This is a genomic window from Haloferax sp. S2CR25, from assembly GCF_031624535.1.
Taxonomy (GTDB): domain Archaea; phylum Halobacteriota; class Halobacteria; order Halobacteriales; family Haloferacaceae; genus Haloferax; species Haloferax massiliensis.
The window spans coordinates 16,365-41,629 of sequence record NZ_JAMQOO010000008.1; the positions used below are offsets into that span (position 1 = coordinate 16,365).

Genomic DNA, 25,265 nt, shown 5'->3' on the forward strand with positions numbered 1-25,265 from the left:
GGCCGAACCCGGCGAACATTATATGTCGCGCGGGAGAATGGTCTGAGGTATGTCGAGTGACGGGCAGAACACCCTCATCGCCCTCTACCGACGGTACGTCGACGCCGACCCCGACGAGACGACCGTCTACGCGGGCTTCGCGCTGTTCTTTACGGCTATCGGACTGCTCGCCGTCGCGCTCGCGGCGGTGGTGTGGAGCGGCGGCATCCCGCCCGAGAACATCTTCAAGTACGAACTCCGCGAGGTCGCGGGCGTCACCGGCGCGCTCGGGATTCCCCTCCTCCTCGTCTCCGTCGTGGTCTTGCTCCCCTCGCGGTACCGGTTCCCGAAGCTCCTCGCGGGCGCGGGACTGGTCGTCTGTGCGGTCGCCGTCGTCCAGTTCGTCGGCGCGTACCCCCACAACTGGAACGTCGCCGCGAGCGCCGACCGGAGCGGCCGCATCGTCGGCGTCTACTCGCTCGGCGCGGTGGCGGTCGTCGCCGCCAGCGGCACGTCGCTCGTCGGCTTCCAAATCGCCCGGGCGAAGACGAGCGGCCCCGCCGCGGGCGGGAGCGACGCGGAGTCCGACGCGACCGACGAGGAAGACGAGGAAGCCGTCTCCGCGCAGGTCCGCCGCGACATGGACGAGGCGCTGTCGAACACCGAACTGTCGTGGGGCGGCGTCCGCAAGACCGAGACCACCCGCCTGAAGCTCGACACCTCCGCCGTCGACGACGTGGACCGCGCGAGCTTCGAAAACGCGAAGGCGACCGAGACGCGCGGCGGGGGCGTCGACGACGCGGTCGCCGGGCTCCAGGGGCTCCGCGGCGGCAAGAAGGACACGGCGGTCGGCGACAGCACGGACGACCAGGCCGCCGCGCTGGCCGAACTCCGGAAGCGACAGCAGGCCGACGCCGAACGCGAGGAGTCCGAGGGAGTCGTCGACCGGATTCGCGGACTGTTCTCCTGAGCCGTCGCGGGAGGCCCCGCGGTCGGGGGGTGACGCGGCGTCGGTCCGGCGTTGGATTCATCGGCCGACATGAATGTCAAAACCGCATACAGATTTATGCGACAGCCCTACGACGCGTGAGGTATGGCGAAAGGCCTTGACGTAGGTACCATGAACATCCTGTCGGCGAGTCAGGATGGGAGTGAGACCGTATTTGTCCAGCAGCGAAACTCGTTCGTCGAAATCGACTACAGCGACATGGCGGAGCAGATGCTCTCGCGGAGCGACGTGCTCCACATCCGCAAGGACGACAAGGTGTACGTCGTCGGCGACGACGCGCTCAACTTCGCGAACATCTTCGGCAAGGAGACGCGACGGCCGATGCAACACGGCATCCTCTCCAGCGAGGAGTCCTCCGCGATTCCGATGATCAAGCTCATCATCGAGCAGGTCGTCGGCTCGCCCTCCCGGCCGAACGAGCGCCTGTTCTATTCGAGTCCCGCCGACCCCATCGACTCGGACCTCTCGACGCTGTATCACGACAAGACGCTCGAATCGATGCTCGGCGACATGGGCTACGACCCCGAACCCATCAACGAGGGGATGGCGGTCATCTACAGCGAGCTCGCCGACAACAACTTCACCGGCCTCGGCGTCTCCTTCGGCGCGGGCATGACGAACATCTGCCTGGCGTACTACGCGGTGCCGGTCATGCAGTTCTCCATCGCCCGCGGCGGCGACTGGATCGACCAGCAGACCGCACAGGCCACCGGCACGGCCGTCGACAAGGTCACGTCCATCAAGGAAGACGACTTCCAGCTCGACTTCCGCACCGACGTCGGCGGCGTCGAGGGCGCGCTGTCGATCTACTACGAGAACCTCCTCGACTACGTCATCGAGAACATCGAACGCGAGGTCGACGAGGAGGACATCGAGGAGGGCCTCGACGTGCCCGTCGTCGTCACCGGCGGCACCTCCAGCCCCGACGGCTTCGAGGAGCTGTTCGAACACCACCTCGAAGACTCGACGATTCCGTTCTCGGTCAACGAGGTCCGGAGCATCGACCGACCCCTCTACAGCGTCGCCCGCGGGTCGCTCGTCGCCGCCCGCTCCGAAGAGGAGTCCGACGGGAGCGCCTCCGAACCCGAACCGGAACCCGAAGCGGAAGCCGCGCCGGAATCGAACTGAGCGCCGGCCCGAACCGACGCCCCCGACCGGACAGTACGTCACGACCGAGGTCGACGCGCCGCCGGGAGCGCGCTCACTCGTCCGCGCGGTCCCCGCGGTCGCCGTCCTCCCCGTTTTTCAGTTGTGAGCCACTGGGATCGCGGTCGGTGGCTTCGTCGTCGGCCTCGTCGTCACCGGCATCGGCTACGTCTTCAGCCGCGTCGCCGCTCTCGCCCTCGGCTTCGGCCTCGTCGCGCTCGGATTCGGTCTCGTCGCCGCCGTCGGTCGACTCGCCGCCGTCGGCTCCGTCAGCACCGCCCACGTCCCTGTCCCGCTCGCGCGCCTCGCGGACCGCCCGCTCGTGGAAGCGGGCTATCGCGTCGTCCCACGACTCTCGGCTCGGCGCGTCGCGCTCGTGGACGGTCTCGACGCCGACGAAGCCGCACCGCTCGCAGTAGCGCGCCGCGCGGCCGTCGAACGAGAGCGTCGAGAGGGGCTGTGAACACCGCGGACAGGTCATGGCGTCTGCCGGTGGTTCTCGCGCGGGTCGTATAGAACTACCCCGTCGGCGGCGCGTCCGAGTCGTGCTGTGGCAGTGTGCTAACAGAAGATTCACCACTGATGACGTGTCAAAGAGAGACGATGAAGGTCCTCTGCTTCGGCGTGGGGCAAGCGGGTGGAAACGTCCTCGATGCCCTCCTCCGGTACGAACAGCGCACGAACGCCGACTACGTCGTCGACGCGGTCGCGTACAACACCGCGTCGGCCGACCTCCGCGGCCTCGACCTCGTCCCCGAGGAGAACCGCATCCTCTTCGGCGCGGACGAGGTGAGCGGCCACGGCGTCGGCGCGGACAACGAACTCGCCGCGGAACTCGCCGAGCGCGACAGCCGACAGCTCCTGCGGGGCACCGACGGCGCGCCGACCTCCACGGCCGACGCGTTTCTCATCTTCGCGGGTCTCGGCGGCGGCACGGGGAGCGGCGCGGCCCCCGTGCTCGCAAAGCACCTCAACCGCGTCTACGAACAGCCCATCTACGGCGTCGGCGTCCTCCCCGCCGCCGACGAGGGGGCGCTGTACTCGCGCAACGCCGCGCGGTCGCTCAAGGCGTTCGTGGACGTGACCGACCACGTGTTCGCGTTCGACAACGGCGCGTGGGCCGAAAGCGGCGAGGACGTCGCGGCGGCCCACGAGTCGATGAACGAGGAACTCGTGCGCCGCCTCGGCATCCTCTTCGCCTCGGGCGAGGTGGGCGAGTCGGGGACGGTCGGCGAGAGCGTCGTCGACTCCTCGGAGGTCATCAACACCCTCCGCGGCGGCGGCATCTCGACTATCGGCTACGCGGCGAGCGAACTCCCCGAGAGCGGCGACGGCGGCGGGTTCAGCATCTCCGGGCTCTTGGGCGGGGGGTCGTCGTCGGCGGACGAACTCGACTCCATCAACCGCATCACGACCCAGACGCGGAAGGCGGTGCTCGGGCGACTCACGCTCCCGTGCGACGTCGACTCCGCCTCCCGGGGACTGGTCGTCGTCAGCGGCCCGCCCGAGTGGCTCAACCGGAAGGCCATCGAGCGGAGTCGGACGTGGGTCGAAGAGCAGACCGGGAGCATGGAGGTCCGCGGCGGCGACTACCCGCTTCCGGAGTCGAACCACGTCGGCGTGCTTGTCCTCCTCGGCGACGTGTCGCGGAGCGACCGCGTGGCCGAAGTCCGGTCGACCGCCGTCAAGGCCGAGCGGGACCGCCGCGAACGGGAGGCCGGCGACGCCGCCGACAACGGAGACAAAGCGGAGGCCGTCGTCGACGACCGCCTCGACTCCCTGTTCTGAACCGACGACCGACGACTGACGACAACCGGCGACGCCGGCGAGCGGTCCCGCGTGCCACCGCCGGGCGCGACCGCCGTCGGCGGCCGGCGTCGTCTCGGGCCGGAGAAAGTGTCAAATACTCTCTGGGCGAACAGTCTGATGCGTGTCCGAGACAACCATAGCGGCGACGCCGCGCATCCTCGCCTACGGTCCGCCACCGGCGGGTCCGATTGCGACAGACCGCGACGTGGACGTCGAGTTCGTGGGGTCGAGTCGGGAGTTGTTCGAGCGATTGACCGACGGGCCGGTGCATCTCGTCGTCTGCCTCCACGCCCCGCCGGCGTTCGACGGCGTCGAGGCGGTCAAAGGAATCCGCCGGTTCGACGCGACGGTTCCGGTGGTACTGGCGTCGCGGGTCCAGAACACGATGCTCAACCTGCAGGCGATTCAGTCGCAGGTCACCTGGAGCGTCGGTCTCGCGGGTGACGTGCCCGTCGAGGAGGCGCTGTCGGACCTCCTCGTCGATGCGAGCGAGTGGGTAGAGCGGCAGGTTAAGTAGCGAAATCGCGTCCGTCAACCGCGCCCGGGGTCGAACCGCGGTCGGTCGCCACTCGTCGAGGTGTCGATGGATTCTCGCGGCGACTCCTCGCCTTCGTCCGCGCCGACGACGTCGCCACGACGGACTGAGAGGGGCTTCGACAGACCAACCACCGGCACCGAAACGCAGAGCCGGCCAAGCTGTAACGACGTTACATTCGTTATACCTTCCGCGATACTGTTCGTCGCGCTGATAATCAGAATCATTTATATATTCGAAGCGATTGTATTCAATCGGATGCAGTACCGTACAGAGTAACCCCTCGGACGCATCCAATTGACCGAACTCATCCCCCTTCCCCCCCTTCCCCATTAGGTTCGGTCACCCTTCACGGGGCGCGACTGACTGTCCTCACTAGCGACTGTCGTCTCCACATCTGTCGGAAAGTCGATGCGGAGTCGCTCGACTTCGAACCGCCAGTCGGTCACACGACCGAGGTGCGAGCGTGCTCGCGGTCCCGCGGCGACTGAACGCGTCGGCTGACTGAACGCGCGCGGTTTCGAGGACACAGCCGACCGGAATATCACTCCATTAATATAGTATTACACTCACAATCCTTCCTATTGGAATCTGAGATCGAATAGTTAATCACGAGTTCGATATTTGACCACCGAGACAGATATTGAACTACTAATCACTCTTCTTTCGGACTTCTCCCGTAATATCACTAACTTCACTCATGCACCAACCTTGTACGTGTCTAGACCAAAGAATGACGGCTCGGGAGCGCGTCCACTGTATTTCATAATTAGCACACAACAGTCGGGGAAAATAGTCGTGTGGTTCGAAAGCAGACCGTCAGTCGGTACCGCGGACGCCTCGGCTACTTGCCGAATCTGATGCCGTCTTCGACCAGTCGGAGGTTCCGTTCCCGGTCGATATGTGGTTTCAACCACTCGTACTCCTCGATTTGGAGGATGAGGTCCGCTTGGAGGTTCCGCCACGCGATGGCGTAGATGGGCGACTGGCCCCACGCGCGGAGTTCGGGGATGAACTCGTCGTAGCGCTCGTAGTGGCCTTCGAGGCGTTCGAGCGCGTCGACGACGTAACCGGCGGCCTCGGATTCCGTGTCGGCGTCCTCGATCGCGCGGTTCAGTCGCGTTTCGAGTCCGTCGACGGCGCGTTGCATGTCCTGTGCCGCCGTGCCGTCCGCCTCCGGGAGCGAGTCGATGATGGGTTTCGGAACGCCGAGCGAGAGTGGTTCGACAGCCATACCTCGAACTGGGCGGCAAAGCGGCAAAAAGGCGGCGGCGACCGCTTCACAGCGCGGGCGGTTTCCGACACCGCGGACCCGTCGAGAACGCGGGGCCGAGCGGCGTCGCCACTCCCCGCGAGGAACAGCGCGCCGGGGTGCCTCCGAAGGCCGTCCCGACCTCCGGTTTCGGCGCGTCGTTCGCCGTTATGCGTCCGTCTCGTCGGTCCGTGCCCTGAGTTCGGAGTCGACGAGGGCGTCGAAGTCGACGCCGTCGGTTCGGTACTGGTCGCGGTTGTCGAGGACGACCAGTCCCTTGTCGGTGATTTCGTACAGCCCGGAGTTCGGCGCGGGGCCGACTCGCGCCAACAGGCCGTAGTCCGCGAGAATCGGCAGTCGCGTGTTGATGTACGAGCGGTTCTTGTCGAGGATATACGAGAGGTTCACGGCGGTGTTTCGCCTCCGATCTGAGAGCGCTTCGAGGATGTCGAAGTCAGTTGGGACGGCCAACTTCATACACGGTTGTTCGTAGCCGCTGTTAAATAAACAACTTATGTGAGAGGGCGTACGGTCCGGTTCGCGCGGCGAGGGACAACGACGCGGCGGCCTCGGGTCGGGTTACCGGTGTTCGAGCGCGTCGCGCGCGAGGCGTAAATCCTCGAGAATTCGCGCGTGTCGGTCGATCGCGTCGTCGATGTGTCGGGCCGTCGCCGCCGTGTCGAGGTCGGCGTCACCGCGGTACTGCACCCGCAACAGGTGTGATTCCAAAGCGCGGGACGTCGAATCGCTCGCCGCCAACAGCGCACGGGTGATCGTCCAGTCTACCGCTCTCTCGTCGGGAAGCTCGTCGAGCTCCGGTCGTTCTCCCTCGTGTCGTTCTGCCATCATTGCCCACCTTGGGCCGGGATGCTACTTAAAGTTGTAGTGACATGATATTTCCGCCATGATCGGGTGCACAGAAATCCGGGTATACGCCCCATTTAGCGGCGTTCAAAGGCTGATTAACCACCGCGGAACGAATCATCAGAGAGATGTGATTTCGAGGGTGTCTTCGGCGTGTCGGGCGGTTTTCGGGCCGAGTCGGAGCCCCCCCCTCTCCGAACCGGGTTCGAAGCTATCGCTCTTCGACGTGCCGAATCTCGACGCCGATGCCGCGCGTGGACTCGACCAGTTCGCGCCCGCCCATCTCCGCGCGGCCGATGGCGAACGCCTTCGGGCCCTCGACGACGACTTCGTCGCCCGGGCGGATGTCCGCGTCGGCGTCGACGACGCCCGGCGCGAGGACCGACCCGTGCGGGACGAACCCGTCGATTTCGACCGTCTTCGTCGGCGCGTCGCTGTCGCGCCACACCTTCGCGCCTTCGAGCGTGAAGGAGAGCACGCCGTACTGCGGGACCATCGTCGCCAACTGCACGCCCGCGTCGTTCCACACCTGTAGCTTGGGGAACCGACTCGTCATCTCCAACTCCACGTCCGCAAAGAGCGCGTCGCCCGCGTCCGGGCCGAGTTGGTAGTCGGCGAGGGCCTTCACGACGTTATGCTCGCGCTCCTCGCGGGTGAACTTGGGTTCGCCGTCGAGCGTCCGCATGAGGTTCCCGATGGACTCCGTCGTCGTCGGGTGCTCGGAGACCGTGAACTCCACGTCGAGGTCGAGGTCGTCCGCGACGCGCTCGACGATTTCCGTGTACGCGCCCGGCGGGACGTGCGCGACGATTCGCGGGTAGTCGTTGCGCTCTAGGTAGCGCCGAAGCACCTCGGCGACGAACGACTTCTCGTCTTCCGACCAGTCGCCCGTGACGACCGAGTCGTAGTGCTGGGCGGGGTAGGTGAGTTCGAGTTCCTGCGGGACGACGCCGATGGGCGAGGTCATCGACACCATGTGCGCGCGGTACTGGACGGCCTCCTGGAACTGCCGGTGGCTCTGGGACTCGCTGTAGGGTTTCTTCGCCGAACACGGCAGGAGCACGAGCGGGTTGTCGAAGCGGTTGCGGTAGCGTTTCGTCACGCGGTCGGCGAACCGCTGAATCTCCACGCGGTCGATGGACTCCTCGGACGCCGCGGTGAGCTCCGAGTCGCGGATGACGGGGACCCGCTCCTCCATGAAGCTGTACTGCTGGTCGAACCGGCGGAACAGGGCGGTCAGCCACTGGTCGTGGCGGGCCTGCCCCTCCACGTAGTCGCGGAGCCGACCGTCGCGGACGCGGCGTCGGACCCGCGCGAGTTCGGCGCGCAGGGCGTTGGCGTTGTGGTCGGCGGCGTCGGCGCGGGTGAACTCCGAGGCGGGCGTCCGGCAGGCCTCGCAGGCGCAGGGGAGTTCGTCGAGGTCTTCGAGGAAGTACTCGCCGTCGCTCGTGAGGTAGAAGCCCTCCAGTCCGCGGGCGCGGGCGAGTTTCTCGTCGACGAGGTCGACGCCCGCGTAGACGAGAAGCGAGACGTTCCGCGGCGTGGCGACGCCCGAGAGCATGAGCGCCGTGTCGGCGGGCAGGTTCTCCTTCGCCTCGATGACGTTGTCGCGGAAGGCGCGCGCGTGGCCGACGAAGCCCTGCGCGTCGGAGAGGACGTAGGCGTCAGCGCCGTAGTCGGCGGCCGTGTCGGCGGTGACGACGGCGGCCGAGGGGAACTCCGCGTCCGGGTAGTCCACGGCGAACGACTCGCGCACTTCGTCGGCGCTCCCGGCGGGGAGCGACCGATGCGGGAGCACGGTCAGCGCGTCGTCGGAGCCGTCGGGGAACTCGCGGTCGGCCGCCCAGAGACTGCCGGCGTCCGCGAGCACGTCGTCCGCGACCGCCGGCGTCGTCACCGGCTCGGAGAGCCGCAACTCCCCGATTCGGGCGGCGCCGTCGCGGGCGTGAACCTCGAAGTAATCGGTCATACCCGCTTTCGGCCCCCGATAGGCAATTAACTTGTCTTCTGCGGGCGCGCCGAAACGGGTGGAACGCGGGGACTCTTCGTAAACGTCGAGTTACGCGAAAAACAGCGGAGACGACGGACTACTCGTTTGACCGACCGTCTTCGACTTCGATGCGCTGGGGTTCCTGCGTTCGCGCGTCGGCGTCCGCGTCGTCACTACCGCCGAGCAGGGACGACTGCAGGTTCTTCGCGAACGACTCGACCTGGTTTCGGAGCGTCTTGACCTCCGTCTCGAACTCCTCGACGGAGCGCTCGACGTAGTGGACTCGCTGAATCGGAATCCGGCGGACGACGTCGTTGCCGCCGGCGTCCTCGTCGAGTTTGACTATCCAGTGGTCCTGAAAGTAGGCGATGTTCTCGTTTTCGACGCGTTTCTCGACGGTTCCCTCGCCGGGGTCGTCGTAGACGATTACCGCCGTACCGAGGTCTGTGTCCGTCATCACGTGGGCTTGTGTCCTGACACCCGTATGTCTGGTGGCACGGCGGACCCGCCGGCGGCCGACTCACCAGTTCGGCGGCTCTACTTCCACCGAGCCTACCGAGTTTAGCCCGTCCCGACCGAACGACCACTATGGACGCCTCCGACCCCTCCGGACCGTGGTCGCGCGACCGCGTCGACCACTTCCTCGCCGACGCGACCGTCCCGGTTCGGCTCTCGTGTCGCACCCCGGCGGACGACCTCTGGATGCTCTCGCTGTGGTACGAGTGGGACCCCGAGGCGGTCGAACTCCGGTGTGCCACCTCTGCCGACGCCGACGTGGTGCGATTCCTCCGCGCCCGCGACGACGTGGCGTTCGAAATCTCGACCAACGACCCGCCGTACCGGGGCGTCCGCGGTCGGGGGACCGCGACCGTCGAACCCGACGCGGAGAAAGACGTTCTGCGACGACTCATCGCGCGCTATCTCGGCGACACCGACTCGGAACTGGCGAAGCGATTGCTCTCGCCCGAGCGCGACGAGGTCGTGATTCGGATTCGTCCCGAGCGGGTGCACACGTGGGACTACGCGGCGCGGATGAAAGAGACGAAATAACCCCGAAGCGGGGCGCGTGCCGCGCGGGGGTGGCTTGTGACCCGCGCGGCGTACGAAAAAGGGTGCCTCTGTGTGGTGGTGGGCCGGTGCGTCGTCAGGGGGTTACCGACGCCGGGCGGCGACGAGCGCCGCCGCGACGAGCGCGACGAGGGCCACGACGAGACCGAAGCCGGGCGCGTCGGTGGACGACTCGGTCGTCGTCTCCATGGACTCGTCCGTCATCTCGGTCGTGGGTTCGTCGGTCATCGAGTCGGTCGGCTCGTCGGTCATCGAGTCGGCCGGCTCGTCGGTCGTCGTCTCGGTCATCGTGCCTTCGACCGTGTAGTCGGCCGTGGTGACGACCGCGCCGCCGGCGGCCACGTAGGGACCGTCGTTCGCGCCCTCGCCGGTCACGAAGTCGTAGGCCTCGTTGCCGTTGGTGTCCATGTGCGCCATCGGAACGATGGTGCCGGACTCCTCGAACGGCGCGTCGAGGGTGATTTCGACGTTCTCGTGGGTGCCGGGTTCGAGGTACGCGGAAGTGCCGCGGACGCTCTCGAAGACCTGGCCCTCGGTGACGGAGGCGTCGTGGACCGTCACGAAGCCGCCGTCGTGGAGCGTGACGGACTCGACGGTGACGGTCGCGCCGTCGCCGGACTGGTCCATCGCGGTCACGACCGCGTTGACCGAGGTGTGGGCGCTGGCGACGACCGCGCCGCCGTCAGCGGTGTACGGGCCGTCCGCGTCGCCCTCGCTGGTCACGAAGTCGTAGGCCTCGTTGTCGTTGGTGTCCATGTGCGCCATGGGAGTGAGCACCTGCGAGGAGCGAATCGGCTCGTCGAGGGTGACTTCGACGTTCTCGTGGACGCCGGCCGGGAGGTACATCGAGGTGCCGACCACGCTGTCGAACACCGCGCCGCCCGACAGCGACGGGTCGTGAATCGTCACGAAGCCGCCCTGCGAGAGTTCGACCCGGTCGACCACGACGGTCGCGCCGTCCGACGATTTCGTCGCGTAGTCGACGCTGGCGGAGACGGTCGCGTCGCCGCTGTCGACGACGGCGCTGCCGTCAGCCGTGTACGGACCGTCGGCCTCGCCTTCCGACTCGGGGAAGGTGTACATTTCGTCGTCATCGGTGTCCATGTGCGCCATCGGGACGACGGTGGTCGTCTCGTTCAACGGCGCGTCGAGGGTGACCCGCACGTCGCGGTGCAGGCCGGGTTCGAGGTACGCGGAGGTGCCGCGGATGCTCTCGAACACCGCGCCCTCGGTGACGGTGCCGTCGTGGACCGTCACGAAGCCGCCGTCAGGCAGGTACGCCGAGTCGACGACCACGGAGTAGCCGCCGGTGGCCTTCGCGGTGTAGTTCACGCTCGCGGTGTCCGAAGGCATTGCCATCGCGGTGTCGACGACGGCGCTCCCGTCAGCCGTGTACGGGCCGTCGGTCTCTCCCCCGGACTCGGGGAACGTGTACGTCTCGTCGCCGTCGGTGTCCATGTGCGCCATCGGGACGAGCGTCGTGTTCTCGGTCACGGGCGCGTCCAGCTCGACGCGGACGTTCTCGTGGACGCCGGCGGGCAGGTACGCGGAGGTGCCGCGGATGCTCTCGAACACCTGGCCCTCGGTGACGGAGGCGTCGTGAATCGTCACGAAGCCGCCCTGCGAGAGTTCGACGCGGTCGACCACGACCGAGTCGCCGGTCGTGGGCTGGTCGGACATCGAGACGGTCGCGCTCGCGTCGACCGTCGCGGTGTCGACGACGGCGCTCCCGTCGGCCGTGTACGGGCCGTCGGCCTCGCCGTTGGCCGCGACGAACGAGTAGACGCGGTCGCCGTCGGTGTCCATGTGGGGCATGGCGACGAACGTGCCGGACTCGTCGATTGGTTCGTCGAGGTGAACGGTCACGTCCTCGTGGGTGCCGGCCGAAAGGTACGCCGACGAGCCGACGACGCTCCCGAGGACGTTCCCGTCCGTGACGGAGGCGTCGTGAATCGTCACGAAGCCGCCCTCGGGGAGCGTGACGGAGTCGACCGTCACGGTCGTCCCGCCCGTCGCTTGGTTCTCGAAGGAGACGGCCGTGGTCTCCTGTTGTGCCGCTGCGGCCGCCGGGATGCCCCCGACGACCACGACGAGTGTCATCAACACTGCGAGTGTGCGTCGCATGTCTCAGACGGGGGCGAATATTTAAAAGAAGATTTTCCGAACTGTCACCCAAATCTCTCCCCGATGTGTCCCCAGTCGCCCGGTTTCGGCGGCCAGAAGTCGCATCGAGCAGTCGGCCGGGGCGAGCGGGAGGCGGCGCGGAGCGCGGCTCGGGGGCGGCGGCGCGGACCCGATAAACGGGGAGTTAAATACCGCTCGTACACCAACTATCGCTATCGGATGTCCTACACCTACTCGGGCGACGCGCATCTCGGGCTCGCGGCGTCCTACCGGGCCGACGACGACCCCTTCCCCACGGACACGTCGCTTTCGTTCCCCCGACAGAACCACCTGCGAGAGGACGTCGACCTCATCAAGCGCCTCCTGTTCCCGCGCTGTTGGAACGCGGGACCGTGGGTCGGTGACGAGGAACTGCTCCGCGACGCCGTCGCCAACTTCGGAGCGCTCTGTCACTCCGGTATCGAGCCCTACACGGACGAGGACCCCGCACCAATCGTTGACGAGGTCGTGAGGAGACTCCCGGATATCCGCGAGACGCTGAAAAAGGACGTGGAGGCGGCGTACAAGGGCGACCCGGCCGCGCGCGGCTACCTCGAAATCATCCGGTCGTACCCCGGCGTGCAAGCCATCGTGGTCCACCGCGTCGCCCACGCCTTCTACGAGGCCGGCGCGCCGGCGTACGCCCGCGAACTCACCGAGTACGCGAAGATGGAGTCGGGCATCGACATCCACCCCGGCGCGACCATCGGCGACTACTTCTTCATCGACCACGGCACCGGCGTCGTCATCGGCGAGACGGCGACCATCGGCGAGTGGGCGCGCATCTATCAGGACGTGACGCTCGGCGCGCTCCACTTCGAGGAGGACGAAGACGACGAGCACTCGCTCAAGAAGGGGTACAAGCGCCACCCCGACATCGGCGACAGCGTCGTCATCGGCGCGGGGACCAAGGTGCTCGGCGCGGTCTCCGTCGGCGACCACGTGAGCATCGGCGCGAACTCGTGGGTCACCGAAGACGTGCCGGACCACACGAGCGTCTACATCTCCGAGCACCCGACCCACGAGCGGAAACACCGCGAGTGAGGCCGCGGCCCGGAAGCGTCAGTCCGTCAGTCCGAGGACGCCCTCTCCCGAGACGAGTCGCGGGTTCTGCGCCGCGAGCGGGTGCGGTTCGAAACCGTCGACGCGCTGTTTGACGCCGAAGGAGTTGTCGAGCGTGAACGCCGGGAGGTGAACCCGGTCTTCGAGGAGCGTCGTGATCGCCTGCTCGTAGTGCGTCTGTCTCTCCTGTCTGTCCGCGGTCGCCCGCGCCTTCGAGATGTGTTCCATCACCGCCTCGTCCCCGTAGAACGTCCCGTTGGTCAACCCCTCCATGTTCTCGTGGAACAGCGGGTACAGGAACGTGTCGGGGTCGGCGAACCCCGACCACGACCCGACGAACATGGCGTACGTCTCCGAGTCGCCGGTCGCGACCTTGTCGCGGTACTCCCGCCAGTGATACGACGTCGTCCGGGCGCGTCGGAAGCCGATGTCCCGCAGTTTGTTGACGAGTTTGGTCCCGATTTTCTGTCGGAGCAGGTCGTGCTTCGGGACGGCGACGTTCGGCGTCCAGTTGTCGATACCCATTCGCTCCAGTTCCGCGTGTAACAGCCGTTTCGCCTTCGTCTCGTTCGCCCCGTGCGGAACGTCCTTCCACGCTTCGAGCGGCATGTCCCACGCCTTCGCGACCCGGTTCGGAACGGGGCTGTGTTGACGGCGACCGGCCGGTTCGACGACGTGTCGGACGAGGTCGTCCATCGAGAACAGGTAGTCGACGGCCTCGCGGGCTTTCGGACTCGCCATCGGACCGGCGCTCGTGTTGAAGCCGACGAAGTGGTAGTTGAAGCTCTCGGTGGAGACCACGTTCGCGTGCGGCATCGCCGCCGTCGCCTCCCACAGTTTCGGCTGGACCCGCTCCACGATGTCGTTTTGCCCCGTCTTGAGGCTCATCGTCCGCGCGAGGCCCGCGTGGTTGCCGATGAAGGTGACCCGTTCGACCGCCGGGTCGGCGGGTCCCCAGACGTCGTCGCGGACCTCGAACACCGCCGAGGCCCCCTCCGTGAACTCGGTGCACTCGTAGGGTCCCGACCCGACGACGGTGTCTGTCCCGAACGCCTCGCGGTCCGCCTCGCGGACGTGTTCGGGGACGATGGGCCGCGTCAGTGAGTGCTCGAAGGCGGGGTACGGGTACCGCAGGTCGAACTCGACGGTGGTTTCGTCGACCGCCGTGGCGTCCGCGACCATCTCGACCGCCCACCGGTTCGGGGTGTCTTCTCTCACCGGTGCCTCGAACGAGTACGCGACGTCCGCGGCGCGGACGGCGCTGCCGTCGTGGAACGTCGCGTCGTCCGCCACCGACACCTCGTAGGTCGTCTCGTCTCGCTTCGTCGGCGCTCCGTCGGCGAGGACGGGGACGAGGTTCAACTCGGCGTCGTACGCGTAGAGGCCCTGAAACGCGGCCGACGCCGCCTGTGCCGACCACGGGTCGTCGAGTTCGACCGGGTCGAGCGACACCGGCGGCAACACCTGTGCGTACCGGAGGTGTCGCCCCGACGACGCGCCGGGAATCGAGTCGGTCGAACAGCCCGCGAGCGCGGTCGCTCCGGCGATGCTTCCGAGTCCCTTCAGCGCGCGACGCCGCGTCAGCCGTCTGGAGTCGTTGTCAGTCATGGTGTCGAAGTTGTCACTCGTTGCCCATCCACGGGAGCGTCTCCGCGACCGGTTCGCGTTCGAAGTAGAGCAGTTCGCTCCCGACGACCAGCACGGAGATGAGACACACGAGGAAGAACGTCCCCGGACTGGTGACGTAGAGGTCGTACAGGAGAAGCGGGAAGAAAAGCGCCGTGCCGACGAGGCCGACGAGGGGAAGCGGCGTGACCAGCCCCTCGATATCGCGCCGGCGGTCGAACGCGAGGTAGCTTATCCCGCCGAAGACGGCGATGAACGCCAGCGAGGCGAACGAGGTGATGCTCCGGAGGCTGCCGTACACCGCGAACGCGGCCGACAGCACCCCGAGGACGACGACGATGGTTTTCGGAACCTCGCCGTCGGTCCCGCCGAACTGGTCGGGTACCAGCCCCATCCCCACGAGACCGCTGGAGAACTGCGCGCCGCTGAACAGCGTCGCGTTGACCGCGCTGGCGGTCGAAAACAGCGCCGAAAGCCCGATGACGAACGCGCCGAACCGGCCCATGAACTCGATGCCGGCGTAGAGCAGCGACGTCTCCGGCGCGACGGCGATGACCGAGAGGTCGAGCAGGCTCACGGTCGTCCACGCGACGAGCATGTAGAGCAGCGTCGCCGCGGGAATCGAGACGTAGATGGCCTTGCGGATGTTCTCGACCGGCTTTTCGAACTGCCCTTGGTCGTACAGCAAGAGCTGCCACCCCTGAAAGGCGACGAACGACATCGCCGCGCCCATAACGGGGCCGAGGCTGGCGAGCTCTCCGAGGCCGAGCGAAATCGTGTGACCGTTGGCCGCGTACCAGACGCCCCAGACGCCGAAGACGCCGATGACGACGATTTTGAAGAACGTGAGCACGTCCTCGGCCTTCCCGGTCTCGGCGGCCCCGAGCAGGTTGAGCCCGACGAAGAGCCCGATGAGAACCACCGACACCACGCTGGCGAGGGGGAACCCCAGCACGTGCAACCGACCGACCATCTCGGAGAAGAACGACGAGAAGGCGTAGGCGTACAGCGCCATCGACCCGATGTAGCCGAACAGGAGCGTCCACCCCGTCATCCCCGCGAGGGTGTCGCTACCGACGAACGCCCGGATGAACGTCGGTGCACCGCCCGTGTCGTCCGCGAGTTCGTTGAGTTTGACGTAACTGTACCCGGCACACATGGCGACGGTTCCAGCGAGGAGAAACGCGAGCCAGGCGACGGACCCGGAGATGGCGACGACGATGCCGAACGCCGAGTAGATGCCGCCGCCGATCATCCCACCGAGAGCCATAGCGACCGCTTCCTTCAGACCGAGACTCCCCATGCCGGGCGGTTCGAACGCGCCACGTCTGAGCCTATTGCCTGCATTTGCAGTGACTCATCGCGCAGCACGCAGATTCGACTGCAATAACGCCGACTCCGGGGAAGAACAAGCCGTCAGTCGAACGTAATCCACGCGAGGAACGCGAGGCCGAGCGTCTCGAAGACGTGTAACAGCATCATCAGCCGCCACGCGATGACGGGGACGTCGGTGCTGAACCACCCCGAGAGCGTCGGGTCGAGGATGTACATGTAGAACGCGAGCGCGTTCTCGGCGAGGAGGAACACCCCGAACACGAGGAGGCCGACGGCGTGTTTGGACCTGAAGGTAAGGTAGTTTCGGGCCCACACCGCCGACAGTGCGAGGAGCACGACGACGTTGACGCCCGAGGAGACCGTCGCGACGTCCACCCAGATACTCATTCGTTCTCCCCTTTCCCCGTCATCCTGATATACGCTTTCCCAAATCTGTCCATAATCACCGCGTCCGTGGCCTGCATGCTCAGTCCATCCGCTCGACGATTGTCTCGACGGTCTCCCAGTTGGCGCGACACCGCGGCGACGGGAGGTAGACCGCGCCGTAGTCGTCGCCGCTGCGCTGGACCACGTCGTTGTCCATGAGCACGTCGAGGTGGTGCCGGACGGTCTTGTAGTCGAGGTCGAGCGTCTCGGCCAACTGGTTGGCGTTTCGGGGCTGTTCCTCGACGGTCTTGAGGATGCGCACACGGTTTTCACCGCCGCGGGTTCCCGTGAGCACGTACCAGAGGACAGCCTCCATCGTGTTCGTTGATACGTCGGGTGAACCTAAGAGCATCGACCGACAGACGCCGACGCGACCGACGAAACCGACGCGACCACCGCAACCGATGCGGCCGACGCGGCTACTCCTCGGTCGACGCCGAACCGTCGTCGCCCTCGACGCGCACGTCGTCACTCTCGGCCGACGCCTCGTCGGCCAACCGCTCGGAAACCGCCGACAGCGACTCCAACTCGACCGATTCGGGAACGCGGGCGAGCGCCGACTCGGGCCAGTCGTCGTGCGCCAGCGTGAACGCCGCGTCGGGGTTCTCCTCGACCAGCCGCGAGACGCCGCGGGCGGCCTGCTCGTAGGCGTCGCGGTCGAGGCGCTCGGGCACCTCGGCGGTGAGCGGATACGTCTCGGAGAGCGCCCGCGGGAACGGGCCGAACGGCGGGACGACCCGCCACGTCGCGTCGAAGTCGTCGCCGGAGGGGGTGCCGCCCTCGGTGAGGAGGACGTGGCCCTCGGCGGTCAGGCGGTCCATGCGGTCGTGGTGGCGCGCGACCTCGGGGCGGTGGGCGCTCTCGTTGGAGGCGTAGAAGAACGCGCCCTTCGAGGCGGGGTCCTCGCGTTCGAGCTGGTCGACGTGGTCGAGGAGGGCCCGGTAGCCGTCGAGCATCGCCGGGTGCGAGCGGGCGCGCTCCTCGACGAGTTCCATGAGGTCGCCGTCGCGGATGGCCTGCTTGATGCGGCGGAGTTCCGCGAACGTGACGTGGAGGTTGTGCTCGGCGAGCAACTGCTCCTGTCGTTTCGACCCCTTCGCGCGCAGGTCGTCCGGCGAGTACTCCGTGCAGATGGGGCAGGTACACGGGAGGTAGTCGAGGTCTTCGAGGTGTTCGGTGCCGCGGACCGTGAGATAGCGCCCGTCGCGGGCGTAGAGAGCGTAGGCGGCGGAGTCGAACAGGTCACAGCCGAGCGCGACGGCGAGCGCGAGCATCATCGGGTGGCCCGCGCCGAACAGGTGGACCGGGGCGTCGACGCCGAGGCCGCGCTTGGCGGCCGCGACGGCGTCGACCATGTCGTCGTAGCGGTAGGCGTTCATCATCGGCACGACCGCGCCGACGGGGAACACGTCGAGGTCGGTCGCGTCGGCGTGGCGGCCGGCCTCCTCGCGGAGGTCCGGGTAGGTCGACCCCTGAACGGGTGCGTTGACGAGCATCTCGCCCGTGTCGGCCGCCTCGGCGTCGGCGAGGGCCCGTTTCGTGATTTCGAGGTCCGTCTCGGCCTGCTCGCGGGCCACGTCCGGCGGCGTCGGGATGTCGACCGGCGTGGCGATGTCGGTGCCGATGTCCCGCTGGAACTGCAGAATCTCCTCGGTCGTCGTGTCGATTTCGCCGTACTCGGCGAGTTGGAACGACCCCGAGTCGGTCATGATGGCCCCGTGGAAGTCCAGCATCTCGTGGAGACCCACGTCCAGCGCCTCCTCGCGGAGGTGCTCGTTCGTCTTGATGATGTAGGAGTTCGTGATGAGGATGTCCGCGCCGAACTCGGACTCCAGTCGCGCGGGCGAGATCGTGTCGATGTTGGGGTTGACGACCGGCAGGAGCGCCGGCGTCTCGACGGTGACCCCCGCACGGGGGACCGAAAGGCGGCCGATGCGCCCGGCGAGGTCCCCGTCGCGGAGTTCGAAGTGGTCGCGCATGGAGTGGCGTTTCCCGAGCGCGGCGGTAAGAGTTGCGTTCGCGGGGCGGCCGGCCGTCGAAAAATGGACGCGCGAAGATATACCACCGCATTCCTTGAAATGTTCTAGATAATCTACACGAGGAATATCAAACGTGATTTTTTGGACGAACAGTTTACAAAGAGATTGGCTCAACCGAGAAGGTAGATGTTAGCCGACTTATCACCGCTCGAAGTAACCGCGCTCGCCGTCGCGCTCGTCGGGCTCATACCGGTTATCACGCAGTACAGAGAGGAGACCAAACTGTTCGCCGTGGGGTACGTCCTGCTCGTGGTCGGGATGGTCGCGACGAACGTCGAGGCGCTGTTCCTCGGGTCGGTGCTCAACTTCGTCGAGCACGCGTTCGGTATCGGCCTCGCGGGGGTCACGTTCTTCGCGGCGGCGTACCTGCGCCGGAAAAACGTCATCAAGGACGGTGACGCCGCGTGATAATCGACGCGCTGTTCGACGCTATCGGGACCATCGGGTTCATCGGCGCGGCGGTGCTGGCGTGGCTCAACTACCGCGACACCGACGCGGAAGCGTCGTTCTGGCTGACGTACGCGTTCGCCTCCGTGCTGGCGATTCTGTGGATGGTCAGCCTCACGATGGAAAAGCTCGGCTTATACACCGAGATATTCAACCTCGTGACCTCGCCGCTCATGACCGCCACGGTCGCCGTCTTCGCTATCGGCGGCACCGCGACGCTCGCCATCGTCGCGGACATGAAGGAACTCGTCGACGACGCCGACGAACGGCGGCGCGAACTCGACGCGCTCACGACGGACCTCGAACGGCAGGCCGAGAGCTACGGCGACGCGATGCAGACGGCCGCCGACGGCGACCTCACCGTCCGCGTCGACGCCGAGAGCGACAACGACGCGATGCGCCGCATCGGACGGGGCTTCAACGAGATGTTAGAGGCCATCGACTCGGTCATCGTCCAGATACAGACGTTCGCCGAGCAGGTCGACGACGAGAGCTCCGAGGTCACCGCGAGCGCGGACGCCGTGAAGACGACGAGCACCGACGTGGCCAACAGCATCGAGGAGATTTCGGCGGGCAACGAGACCCAACACCGGAACCTCAACGCCGCGGAGTCCGAACTGAGCAACCTCTCTGCGACCATCGAGGAGATCGCCTCCTCCTCCGAGGAGATTGCGCGGCAGTCCCAACAGACCGTCGGACGCGCCAAGGAGAGCCAGGAGGCCGCCGGTTCGACCATCGAGAAGATGGAGCAGTTGGAGTCGCGGTCGACCGAGACCGTAAACGAGGTCGAAGACCTCCAGCAGTCGGTCACCCAGATCAGCGAGGTCGTCGACCTCATCGACGACATCGCCGAGAAGACGAGCATCCTCGCGCTCAACGCGTCCATCGAGGCGGCGGGCGCGGGCGACGCCGGCGAGGGGTTCGCCGTCGTCGCCAGCGAGGTGAAGACGCTCGCCGAAGAGACCGCCGAGGCGACCCAGGAGGTCGACTCGCTCATCCGCGACATCGAGCAGTCGACCGAGAACGTCGCCGAGGACACCTTCGAGACGCAATCCGAGGTCGAATCCAGCCGCGAGACCGTCGGCGAGACGGTCGACGTGCTCGAAGAGATCGTCCACAAAATCGAGGACAGCAACGACTCCATCCAGTCTATCAGCAGCGCCACCGACGAGCAGGCGCAGTCGACCCAGGAGGTCGTCACGATGATGGACGAGATAACGAACCTCAGCGACCAGACGGCGTCCGAGGCGCAGAACGTCTCGGCCGCCGCCGAGGAACAGACCGCCGCGACCCAGCAGATTGCGGCGTCGTCCTCGTCGCTCTCGGAACGCGCACAACAGCTCAAGTCGCTCGTCTCGCAGTTCGAATCCGGGCGTGCGATGGGCGGCACGCCGGGCCGCGAAACGGCGACGCCCGCGGCGTCAACCCCCAACCGAGCGATGCGGGCCGACGGGGCCGGCGACGACCGACCGAACTGACCGACGACCGGCGACCGCGCCGGCGAGCGACCCCGACGAACGTTTTTCCGCCGACTCGCACAACGAGGGTGACGCGCCTACGCGCCCTACGCGCCGACGCCCCAGAAGAAGGCGATGCCGGCCACGGTGACGACCGACAGGAGCAACTGCAAGGGCGCGCCGACGCGGAGGAAGTCCGAGAACGTGTAGCCGCCGGGGCCGTAGACGAACAGGTTCGTCTGGTAGCCGACGGGGGTCATGAAGGCCGTCGAGGCCGCGAACGTCACGGCGAGGACGAACGCGAACGCGTTGGCCCCGATTGATTGGGCGGCGCTGGCGGCGACCGGAATCATGAGCACGACGCTCGCGTTGTTCGAGATGACGCTCGTGAGCAACCCGGTCGCGAGGTAGAACACCCACAGGACGCCGATTGCGGGGAGGAACGTCGCGGTCGAGGCGACGGCGTCACCGAGGAGCGCCGCGGCACCCGTCTGCTGGAGCGCGACGCCCAGCGGGATGACGCCCGCCAGCAGGAAGATGACGTTCCACTCGACCGATTTGTACAGTTCGTTCGGCTTGAGGACGCCGGTGAGAATCATGGCGACGACGCCGCCGAGCGCCGAGACGACGATGGGCAGGACGTTGAACGCCGGGAGCGCGACGACCCCGGCGATGATGGCGACGGCGAACGGCGTCTTCTCGGTTCGGTAGTCGGCGTCCTCGAACTCGTGGGCGACGATGAAGTCCTCGTTTTGGACGAGGCGCGTGAGGCTGTCGGGCGGGGCCTGCACGAGTAACGTGTCGCCGACGCGGATGTCGATGTCCTCGAACCGGTCGCGGACGACCTTCCCGCGGGTCCGGAAGGCGAGCACGTTCGCGTCGTAGCGCTGTCGGAACGTCGAACTGGCGAGGCTCTCGCCGACGAGAAACGAGCCCGAGGGGATGACGACCTCGACCATGACCGGCTCTGCTTCGCCCGGGTGGAGGTCGCTCTCGGAGCGGGGGCCGCCGACGAACGTGAGCCCTTCCGAGCGCATGATTCGTTCGAGCGTCTCCCGGTTCGTGCGGAGGCGGAGCGTGTCGTTCTCGTGAATCTCCTTGCGAGCCAGCGGTTCGAGGAACTGCTCGCCGTAGCGGATGAGCTGTAACACGTCGATGTCGAGGTCGTCGTTTCCGAGGGCCTCTTGGACGGTCTGGCCGATGAGCGACGAGTCGGCGGGGACGACCACGTCGGCGAGGTACTCCTGGAGCGCGTACTCCTCGACGAGGTCGTCCTCGGCGGGTACCCGCTTCGGGAGCAGGCGGACGCCGACCGTCATGAGGTAGACCGCGCCGACCGCGAAGACGATGACGCCGAGTTTGGTGAACTCGAACATCCCGAAGGCGTGGAGGTCGAGGCCGGGCGACTCCCGCCCGAGTTGGGCCGCGATGTCGCTGGCGAGGATGTTCGTCGAGGTGCCGATGACCGTCAGGGTGCCGCCGAGCATCGAGGCGAACGAAAGCGGCATGAGGAGCTTCGACGGCGAGGTCTTGCCCTTGTGCGCGAGGTCCGCGACGACCGGAACGAGGATGGCCACGACCGGCGTGTTGTTGATGAATCCCGACACCGGGCCGGTGACGCTAATCGTCGCGGCGAGCTGCTTCGTTTGGCTGTTGCCGGCGTACTCGGCCATCTTTCGTCCGATGTGTTGGACGATTCCGGTTCGGTTGACGCCAGTGCTCAAGATGAGCATCGCCAACACGGTGATGGTCGCGGGACTGGCGAAGCCCGAGAGCCCCTCCTGCGGGGTGATTTGCGTCCACGGCTCCAACACCATCAGGAGGACCATCACGACGATGGCGGTCACGTCGATGGGGAGCCATTCGGTGGCGAACAAGACGAGAGAGAGGAGGATGAGCGCGAAGACGACGAGCATATCCACCGTGACGGCCGCCGGAACGAGCCCCTGGACGGCCGACACGAGTGTGGAGAAGAACACATCTGACGGAGGGGATAGCGAAGGAAAAAGGCTGGTATCGGCGACGGTTCAGAACAGCAGACCGGACGGAACCCCGCCGGGGTTCATCTCGGTGAGCTTGAACACGAGGTACGCCAGCGAGAACAGCGTCGCGTTGTACGCGCCGTGAATGAGCGCCGGGACGGCGATGTTGTCGGTCAGTTCGTACGCCGTGCCGAAGACGACGCTCGGGAGGAACAGGATGCCGATGGTGACGAGGCGGCCGCCCGCGCCGCCGGTGAGCGCGACGTAGTGGATCGCGGCGAAGATGGCGCTGGCGAGGGCGATGCCCGGAACCGGCCCGAACGACTCGCGGATGCGGTTCTGGACGACCCCGCGGAACAGCAGTTCCTCGCCGGGGCCGATGAGGAGGAACGACGCCGGGACGAGGAGCAACAGCACCTCGGGGTCCTGCGCGGCGATTTCGGTCACCTGGTTCGACCCCGCTTGGACGCCGAACGTCGAGACGAGAAACGCGCCGACGAACGCCGCGGCGAGCGCGGTCACGTAGCCGAGGACGACCGCGACGATGTCGCGGAGCGACGGGACCGAGACGCCGAAGTACGAGCGGTCGAGGCCGCGGTACCGGCTGTAGATGAGGGCGACGCCGCCGAAGGCGATACCCTGCAGGAGGATGAGCGACGTGACGACGAGCGCGAGGGGCGTCAGTTCGACGCCCGCGCTCGCCGCCGCGAACTGCGTGATAAAGACGAGTATCGTGCCGACGACGAGACCGCCGCCGCCGAGGGCGATAGCTGCGAGGAAGGACCGAGCGAGGTCGGGGAGACGCGTCGTAGTAGACACAGGCGACCACTTAGAGCGCCGGCGTCAAAATCCTTCTCGCCTCGGAACGGGGTTCGAGGGGCGAACGCGGGGTGCGCGAGTGACCGGGTGCGCTACTCGCCGGCGAGTTCGTAGTAGAGCACGCCGAGGACCGTCCGCGCGTCGCGGACCTCGCCCGCGAGGACGGCTCGCTTGAGGTCGTCGTAGCCGACCGTCGTCGGGCGGATGCTCTCGTTGAAGTCGAGGTTCTGGTCGGCGCTCGGCTCGCACCCGCGCGCGACGAAGTAGTGGTGGACCGAGTTGGCGATGCCGTTGGTCGGCTCGACGGTCACGAGCGGCCCGACCGTCTCGGCCTCGTGGCCGGTCTCTTCCGCGAGTTCGCGCCGGGCGGCCGCGGCGTAGTCGTCGTCGTCAGGTTCGGTGCCGCCGGCGGGGAGCCCGCGGTTCGTCCGGCCGACCGCCTGTCGCCACTCGTCGATGACGACCACGTCGCCGTCGGGCGTGAAGGGGAGGACGACGACCGCCGCGGGTTCGTCGACGTAGTGGAAGTCCGTCTCGGTCCCGTCGGGGAGCCGAACGTCGTCCATCCGGATGTCGAAGCCGGGACACGAGTAGTCGATGCGCGTGTCGGTGGTCTCCCACGCGAGGTCGTCGTCGCTCATGGCGGTACGTGCCGGCGGCGTTTCCAAAAGCGTCGCGGTGCCCCGCTACCCCGCGTCGTCGAACGAGACCGTCGCGAGGTCGGCTTCGAGGTCCTCGACGTAGTCGTTGTACGCCTCCACGAACGCGGCGAAGTCGCCGGCGAGTTCGCGCACGTCGGGTGCGGCGGGGGGTTCGTACTGCGACAGCAGGTAGATACCGCCCTCGCCGCCGACGCGGAGGTACGACGCCCGCGGGCCGTCCCACTTCAGCTCCCAGCGCGTGCCGCCGACCCGCTGGGTGAAGGTGCCGTACTCGCCGTCGAAGCGGTTGAGTTCGCCGGCCATGGTGTCGGCCACCTCGCGGATGGTCGAGACGAGTTGGTCCCGCTGGGCGACGATTTCCTCGGTCGTCGTCACCGCGGGGAACGCCGTCGGCACGTCGTCGAGGACGCCGTCGAGCGACTCGACGTGGTCGTTGTACGCCTCCACGAACGCCGGGTAGTCCTGCATCGCCGTCGCCAGCGCCTTCGGCTCCGGCGGCTGTTTGGTCGAGACGACGTACGTCTCGCCGCCCGACTTCCCCTTGAACCGGAGGTACTGGAGCGCGCCCGCCTCGTACTTGAGCGTCCACGTCCCGCGGCGCGTCTTGAACGTCTCTTGGCCGTAGTCGCCGCCCTGGAGGATGGCGAGTTCGCGCGCGATGGTCCCTGCGTGGGCCTCGACCGCGGCGACGACCTCGTCGCGGTTGGCCGCGACGTCGTCGACGCTCGTGATATCGAACGAGAGGGCGTCAGTCATGGTCGGAAGGTGGGGGGAAGGGGGGATAAGTGCGTCCGTCGCCGGTTTTATCACCGATAGTATACGTCTCGAATGTGATGAGTCAACACAGGGCAACGATTGGTGGGACAATCGGGGGCATGGCACGGCGGGCGAACCCGGCCTTTGCGGGCGGTATCGTCGCGGTTTCCGTAGTCGCGTTGGGGTACGCGGTCACGGTCGGTTCGCTCCAGCAACACACGTTCGTCCACGTCATGGCGGGCCTGCTGTGGACGGGCACCGACCTGTTCATGGGGGCGATTCTCGGGCCGGTCATCGGCGGGCTGACCGACGAACAGAGCGCCGCGGTGTTCGAGCGCCTCACGCCGAAGACCGCGTTTTTCCTCCCGTCGATGGCGCTCGTCACCATCGCGGGCGGCATCACGCTCGCCCAGCGACTCGGGGTGTTTCCCCACGCCGAACCGTGGCTCGCGCTGTTCACCGCCGCGAACCTGATTCCGACGCTCCTCTTGCTCGGTCGCCGACTGAACGCGTGGCGCGACCGGCGCTGGCAGGTCGTCTTCGCCGTCGCCACCGTCGGGTCCCTCGCGTGGGTCGCGACCACCATCGGCGACTTCCAGATGACGACTCCGGCCATCGTCGTCGCGCTGGCGGTCGTCACCGTCCTCTCGGTGCAGGGCTTCGGCTTCCTGATGCCCGGCGAGATACGGATGTACTTCGAGATGACCTCCGACGACCCGGACCCTGGCGTCATCTCGGCCATCGGAAAACAGAACGCCATGCTCGGCGGCGTGCAGGGAGCGTTTCAACTCGTCCTCATCGCCGACATGGTGTATCTCCGCTACGGCGGCTTCTGAGGT

The 25,265-nt window shown here is 66.9% G+C and carries 25 protein-coding genes; 9 read left to right on the forward strand and 16 right to left on the reverse strand.

What is annotated here, in order from left to right; genetic code table 11:
• Positions 1–49: 49 nt before the first annotated feature.
• Together NDI65_RS16530 and NDI65_RS16535 are read left to right on the forward strand one after the other, a co-directional pair.
• Positions 50–949 carry a permease gene (locus NDI65_RS16530; protein WP_089776813.1) on the forward strand — a complete coding sequence of 300 codons (900 nt, stop codon included), beginning with the start codon at positions 50–52 and terminating at the stop codon, positions 947–949.
• Positions 950–1,099: 150 nt separating this feature from the next.
• Complete coding sequence (locus tag NDI65_RS16535) at positions 1,100–2,116, forward strand: cell division protein FtsA (RefSeq protein WP_042663325.1); 1,017 nt, start codon at positions 1,100–1,102, stop codon at positions 2,114–2,116.
• A 73-nt stretch (positions 2,117–2,189) separates the two neighbouring features.
• On the opposite strand, the gene NDI65_RS16540 is transcribed toward NDI65_RS16535, so the two are convergent.
• Complete coding sequence (locus NDI65_RS16540) at positions 2,190–2,615, reverse strand: zinc finger domain-containing protein (protein WP_310893853.1); 426 nt, start codon at positions 2,613–2,615, stop codon at positions 2,190–2,192.
• 122 nt (positions 2,616–2,737) lie between these two features.
• On the opposite strand from NDI65_RS16540, the gene NDI65_RS16545 reads away from it, so the two are divergent.
• On the forward strand, positions 2,738–3,922 hold the full coding sequence (locus NDI65_RS16545; protein ID WP_310893854.1) for a tubulin/FtsZ family protein: 1,185 nt from the start codon (positions 2,738–2,740) through the stop codon (positions 3,920–3,922).
• A gap of 142 nt (positions 3,923–4,064) precedes the next feature.
• Positions 4,065–4,460, forward strand: a complete 396-nt coding sequence (locus NDI65_RS16550) for a histidine kinase (protein WP_089776816.1) — start codon at positions 4,065–4,067, stop codon at positions 4,458–4,460.
• 862 nt (positions 4,461–5,322) lie between these two features.
• Here the strand turns inward: NDI65_RS16550 and NDI65_RS16555 are convergent.
• From NDI65_RS16555 to NDI65_RS16575, 5 genes are all read right to left on the reverse strand, one after another.
• Positions 5,323–5,712, reverse strand: a complete 390-nt coding sequence (locus NDI65_RS16555) for a hypothetical protein (protein ID WP_089776817.1) — start codon at positions 5,710–5,712, stop codon at positions 5,323–5,325.
• A gap of 186 nt (positions 5,713–5,898) precedes the next feature.
• Positions 5,899–6,207, reverse strand: coding sequence for a phage repressor protein (locus NDI65_RS16560; RefSeq protein ID WP_089776818.1), 309 nt, complete (start codon positions 6,205–6,207; stop codon positions 5,899–5,901).
• Between the two features lie 102 nt (positions 6,208–6,309).
• Positions 6,310–6,579: a hypothetical protein gene (locus tag NDI65_RS16565; protein ID WP_089776819.1), complete on the reverse strand. Its 270-nt coding sequence runs from the start codon at positions 6,577–6,579 to the stop codon at positions 6,310–6,312.
• Between the two features lie 226 nt (positions 6,580–6,805).
• Positions 6,806–8,563, reverse strand: a complete 1,758-nt coding sequence (arcS, locus tag NDI65_RS16570; protein ID WP_089776820.1) for an archaeosine synthase — start codon at positions 8,561–8,563, stop codon at positions 6,806–6,808.
• Between the two features lie 118 nt (positions 8,564–8,681).
• The gene (locus NDI65_RS16575; protein ID WP_089776821.1) at positions 8,682–9,041 is read right to left on the reverse strand and encodes a hypothetical protein; all 360 of its coding nucleotides are present in this window, start codon (positions 9,039–9,041) and stop codon (positions 8,682–8,684) included.
• Positions 9,042–9,172: 131 nt separating this feature from the next.
• Here NDI65_RS16575 and NDI65_RS16580 point away from each other — a divergent pair, with 131 nt between their 5' ends.
• The gene (locus NDI65_RS16580) at positions 9,173–9,634 is read left to right on the forward strand and encodes a pyridoxamine 5'-phosphate oxidase (protein WP_089776822.1); all 462 of its coding nucleotides are present in this window, start codon (positions 9,173–9,175) and stop codon (positions 9,632–9,634) included.
• Between the two features lie 102 nt (positions 9,635–9,736).
• Here the strand turns inward: NDI65_RS16580 and NDI65_RS16585 are convergent, their stop codons facing one another.
• On the reverse strand, positions 9,737–11,752 hold the full coding sequence (locus tag NDI65_RS16585) for a PGF-CTERM sorting domain-containing protein (RefSeq protein ID WP_193310924.1): 2,016 nt from the start codon (positions 11,750–11,752) through the stop codon (positions 9,737–9,739).
• A 243-nt stretch (positions 11,753–11,995) separates the two neighbouring features.
• Here NDI65_RS16585 and epsC point away from each other — a divergent pair, with 243 nt between their 5' ends.
• Positions 11,996–12,859 (forward strand): serine O-acetyltransferase EpsC, encoded by an 864-nt coding sequence (gene epsC, locus NDI65_RS16590; protein WP_089776824.1) that lies wholly within the window; start codon positions 11,996–11,998, stop codon positions 12,857–12,859.
• Positions 12,860–12,877: 18 nt separating this feature from the next.
• On the opposite strand, the gene NDI65_RS16595 is transcribed toward epsC, so the two are convergent.
• The 5 genes from NDI65_RS16595 to tgtA form a co-directional block, all read right to left on the reverse strand.
• Complete coding sequence (locus NDI65_RS16595; RefSeq protein ID WP_089776825.1) at positions 12,878–14,485, reverse strand: ABC transporter substrate-binding protein; 1,608 nt, start codon at positions 14,483–14,485, stop codon at positions 12,878–12,880.
• Between the two features lie 13 nt (positions 14,486–14,498).
• Positions 14,499–15,806, reverse strand: a complete 1,308-nt coding sequence (locus NDI65_RS16600; RefSeq protein WP_089776826.1) for an APC family permease — start codon at positions 15,804–15,806, stop codon at positions 14,499–14,501.
• Positions 15,807–15,919: 113 nt separating this feature from the next.
• Positions 15,920–16,225: a hypothetical protein gene (locus tag NDI65_RS16605; protein ID WP_007276061.1), complete on the reverse strand. Its 306-nt coding sequence runs from the start codon at positions 16,223–16,225 to the stop codon at positions 15,920–15,922.
• Between the two features lie 79 nt (positions 16,226–16,304).
• Positions 16,305–16,580, reverse strand: coding sequence for a winged helix-turn-helix domain-containing protein (locus tag NDI65_RS16610; protein ID WP_004041883.1), 276 nt, complete (start codon positions 16,578–16,580; stop codon positions 16,305–16,307).
• Between the two features lie 103 nt (positions 16,581–16,683).
• Complete coding sequence (gene tgtA, locus NDI65_RS16615; protein WP_042662635.1) at positions 16,684–18,243, reverse strand: tRNA guanosine(15) transglycosylase TgtA; 1,560 nt, start codon at positions 18,241–18,243, stop codon at positions 16,684–16,686.
• 186 nt (positions 18,244–18,429) lie between these two features.
• Here tgtA and NDI65_RS16620 point away from each other — a divergent pair, with 186 nt between their 5' ends.
• Together NDI65_RS16620 and NDI65_RS16625 are read left to right on the forward strand one after the other, a co-directional pair.
• Complete coding sequence (locus NDI65_RS16620; RefSeq protein ID WP_089776827.1) at positions 18,430–18,711, forward strand: hypothetical protein; 282 nt, start codon at positions 18,430–18,432, stop codon at positions 18,709–18,711.
• Positions 18,708–20,228, forward strand: a complete 1,521-nt coding sequence (locus NDI65_RS16625; RefSeq protein WP_089776828.1) for a methyl-accepting chemotaxis protein — start codon at positions 18,708–18,710, stop codon at positions 20,226–20,228. Before NDI65_RS16620 ends, NDI65_RS16625 begins: the two co-directional genes overlap by 4 nt.
• An 86-nt stretch (positions 20,229–20,314) precedes the next feature.
• Here NDI65_RS16625 and NDI65_RS16630 read toward each other — a convergent pair whose 3' ends face one another.
• From NDI65_RS16630 to NDI65_RS16645, 4 genes are all read right to left on the reverse strand, one after another.
• Positions 20,315–22,186, reverse strand: coding sequence for an SLC13 family permease (locus NDI65_RS16630; protein WP_310893855.1), 1,872 nt, complete (start codon positions 22,184–22,186; stop codon positions 20,315–20,317).
• Positions 22,187–22,234: 48 nt separating this feature from the next.
• Complete coding sequence (locus tag NDI65_RS16635; protein ID WP_042662638.1) at positions 22,235–23,008, reverse strand: type II CAAX endopeptidase family protein; 774 nt, start codon at positions 23,006–23,008, stop codon at positions 22,235–22,237.
• 92 nt (positions 23,009–23,100) lie between these two features.
• On the reverse strand, positions 23,101–23,649 hold the full coding sequence (locus NDI65_RS16640; RefSeq protein WP_089776829.1) for an NUDIX hydrolase: 549 nt from the start codon (positions 23,647–23,649) through the stop codon (positions 23,101–23,103).
• 45 nt (positions 23,650–23,694) lie between these two features.
• On the reverse strand, positions 23,695–24,426 hold the full coding sequence (locus NDI65_RS16645; protein WP_089776830.1) for a hypothetical protein: 732 nt from the start codon (positions 24,424–24,426) through the stop codon (positions 23,695–23,697).
• 119 nt (positions 24,427–24,545) lie between these two features.
• Here NDI65_RS16645 and NDI65_RS16650 point away from each other — a divergent pair, with 119 nt between their 5' ends.
• Entirely contained in the window at positions 24,546–25,262 is a 717-nt protein-coding gene (locus NDI65_RS16650) for a hypothetical protein (RefSeq protein WP_089776831.1), read from the forward strand.
• Positions 25,263–25,265: the final 3 nt, after the last annotated feature.

Excerpts from the sequence above, each read along its gene's own strand:
- epsC (WP_089776824.1), top strand. The coding sequence starts at position 11,996 with ATGTCCTACACCTACTCGGGCGACGCGCATCTCGGGCTCGCGGCGTCC.
- NDI65_RS16620 (WP_089776827.1), top strand. The coding sequence starts at position 18,430 with ATGTTAGCCGACTTATCACCGCTCGAAGTAACCGCGCTCGCCGTCGCG.
- NDI65_RS16650 (WP_089776831.1), top strand. The coding sequence starts at position 24,546 with ATGGCACGGCGGGCGAACCCGGCCTTTGCGGGCGGTATCGTCGCGGTT.
- NDI65_RS16600 (WP_089776826.1), bottom strand. The coding sequence starts at position 15,806 with ATGGGGAGTCTCGGTCTGAAGGAAGCGGTCGCTATGGCTCTCGGTGGG.
- NDI65_RS16545 (WP_310893854.1), top strand. The coding sequence starts at position 2,738 with ATGAAGGTCCTCTGCTTCGGCGTGGGGCAAGCGGGTGGAAACGTCCTC.
- NDI65_RS16530 (WP_089776813.1), top strand. The coding sequence starts at position 50 with ATGTCGAGTGACGGGCAGAACACCCTCATCGCCCTCTACCGACGGTAC.
- NDI65_RS16640 (WP_089776829.1), bottom strand. The coding sequence starts at position 23,649 with ATGAGCGACGACGACCTCGCGTGGGAGACCACCGACACGCGCATCGAC.
- NDI65_RS16575 (WP_089776821.1), bottom strand. The coding sequence starts at position 9,041 with ATGACGGACACAGACCTCGGTACGGCGGTAATCGTCTACGACGACCCC.
- NDI65_RS16565 (WP_089776819.1), bottom strand. The coding sequence starts at position 6,579 with ATGATGGCAGAACGACACGAGGGAGAACGACCGGAGCTCGACGAGCTT.
- NDI65_RS16585 (WP_193310924.1), bottom strand. The coding sequence starts at position 11,752 with ATGACACTCGTCGTGGTCGTCGGGGGCATCCCGGCGGCCGCAGCGGCA.
- tgtA (WP_042662635.1), bottom strand. The coding sequence starts at position 18,243 with ATGCGCGACCACTTCGAACTCCGCGACGGGGACCTCGCCGGGCGCATC.
- NDI65_RS16580 (WP_089776822.1), top strand. The coding sequence starts at position 9,173 with ATGGACGCCTCCGACCCCTCCGGACCGTGGTCGCGCGACCGCGTCGAC.
- NDI65_RS16540 (WP_310893853.1), bottom strand. The coding sequence starts at position 2,615 with ATGACCTGTCCGCGGTGTTCACAGCCCCTCTCGACGCTCTCGTTCGAC.
- NDI65_RS16595 (WP_089776825.1), bottom strand. The coding sequence starts at position 14,485 with ATGACTGACAACGACTCCAGACGGCTGACGCGGCGTCGCGCGCTGAAG.
- NDI65_RS16560 (WP_089776818.1), bottom strand. The coding sequence starts at position 6,207 with ATGAAGTTGGCCGTCCCAACTGACTTCGACATCCTCGAAGCGCTCTCA.
- NDI65_RS16555 (WP_089776817.1), bottom strand. The coding sequence starts at position 5,712 with ATGGCTGTCGAACCACTCTCGCTCGGCGTTCCGAAACCCATCATCGAC.
- NDI65_RS16605 (WP_007276061.1), bottom strand. The coding sequence starts at position 16,225 with ATGAGTATCTGGGTGGACGTCGCGACGGTCTCCTCGGGCGTCAACGTC.
- NDI65_RS16610 (WP_004041883.1), bottom strand. The coding sequence starts at position 16,580 with ATGGAGGCTGTCCTCTGGTACGTGCTCACGGGAACCCGCGGCGGTGAA.
- NDI65_RS16645 (WP_089776830.1), bottom strand. The coding sequence starts at position 24,426 with ATGACTGACGCCCTCTCGTTCGATATCACGAGCGTCGACGACGTCGCG.
- NDI65_RS16535 (WP_042663325.1), top strand. The coding sequence starts at position 1,100 with ATGAACATCCTGTCGGCGAGTCAGGATGGGAGTGAGACCGTATTTGTC.
- arcS (WP_089776820.1), bottom strand. The coding sequence starts at position 8,563 with ATGACCGATTACTTCGAGGTTCACGCCCGCGACGGCGCCGCCCGAATC.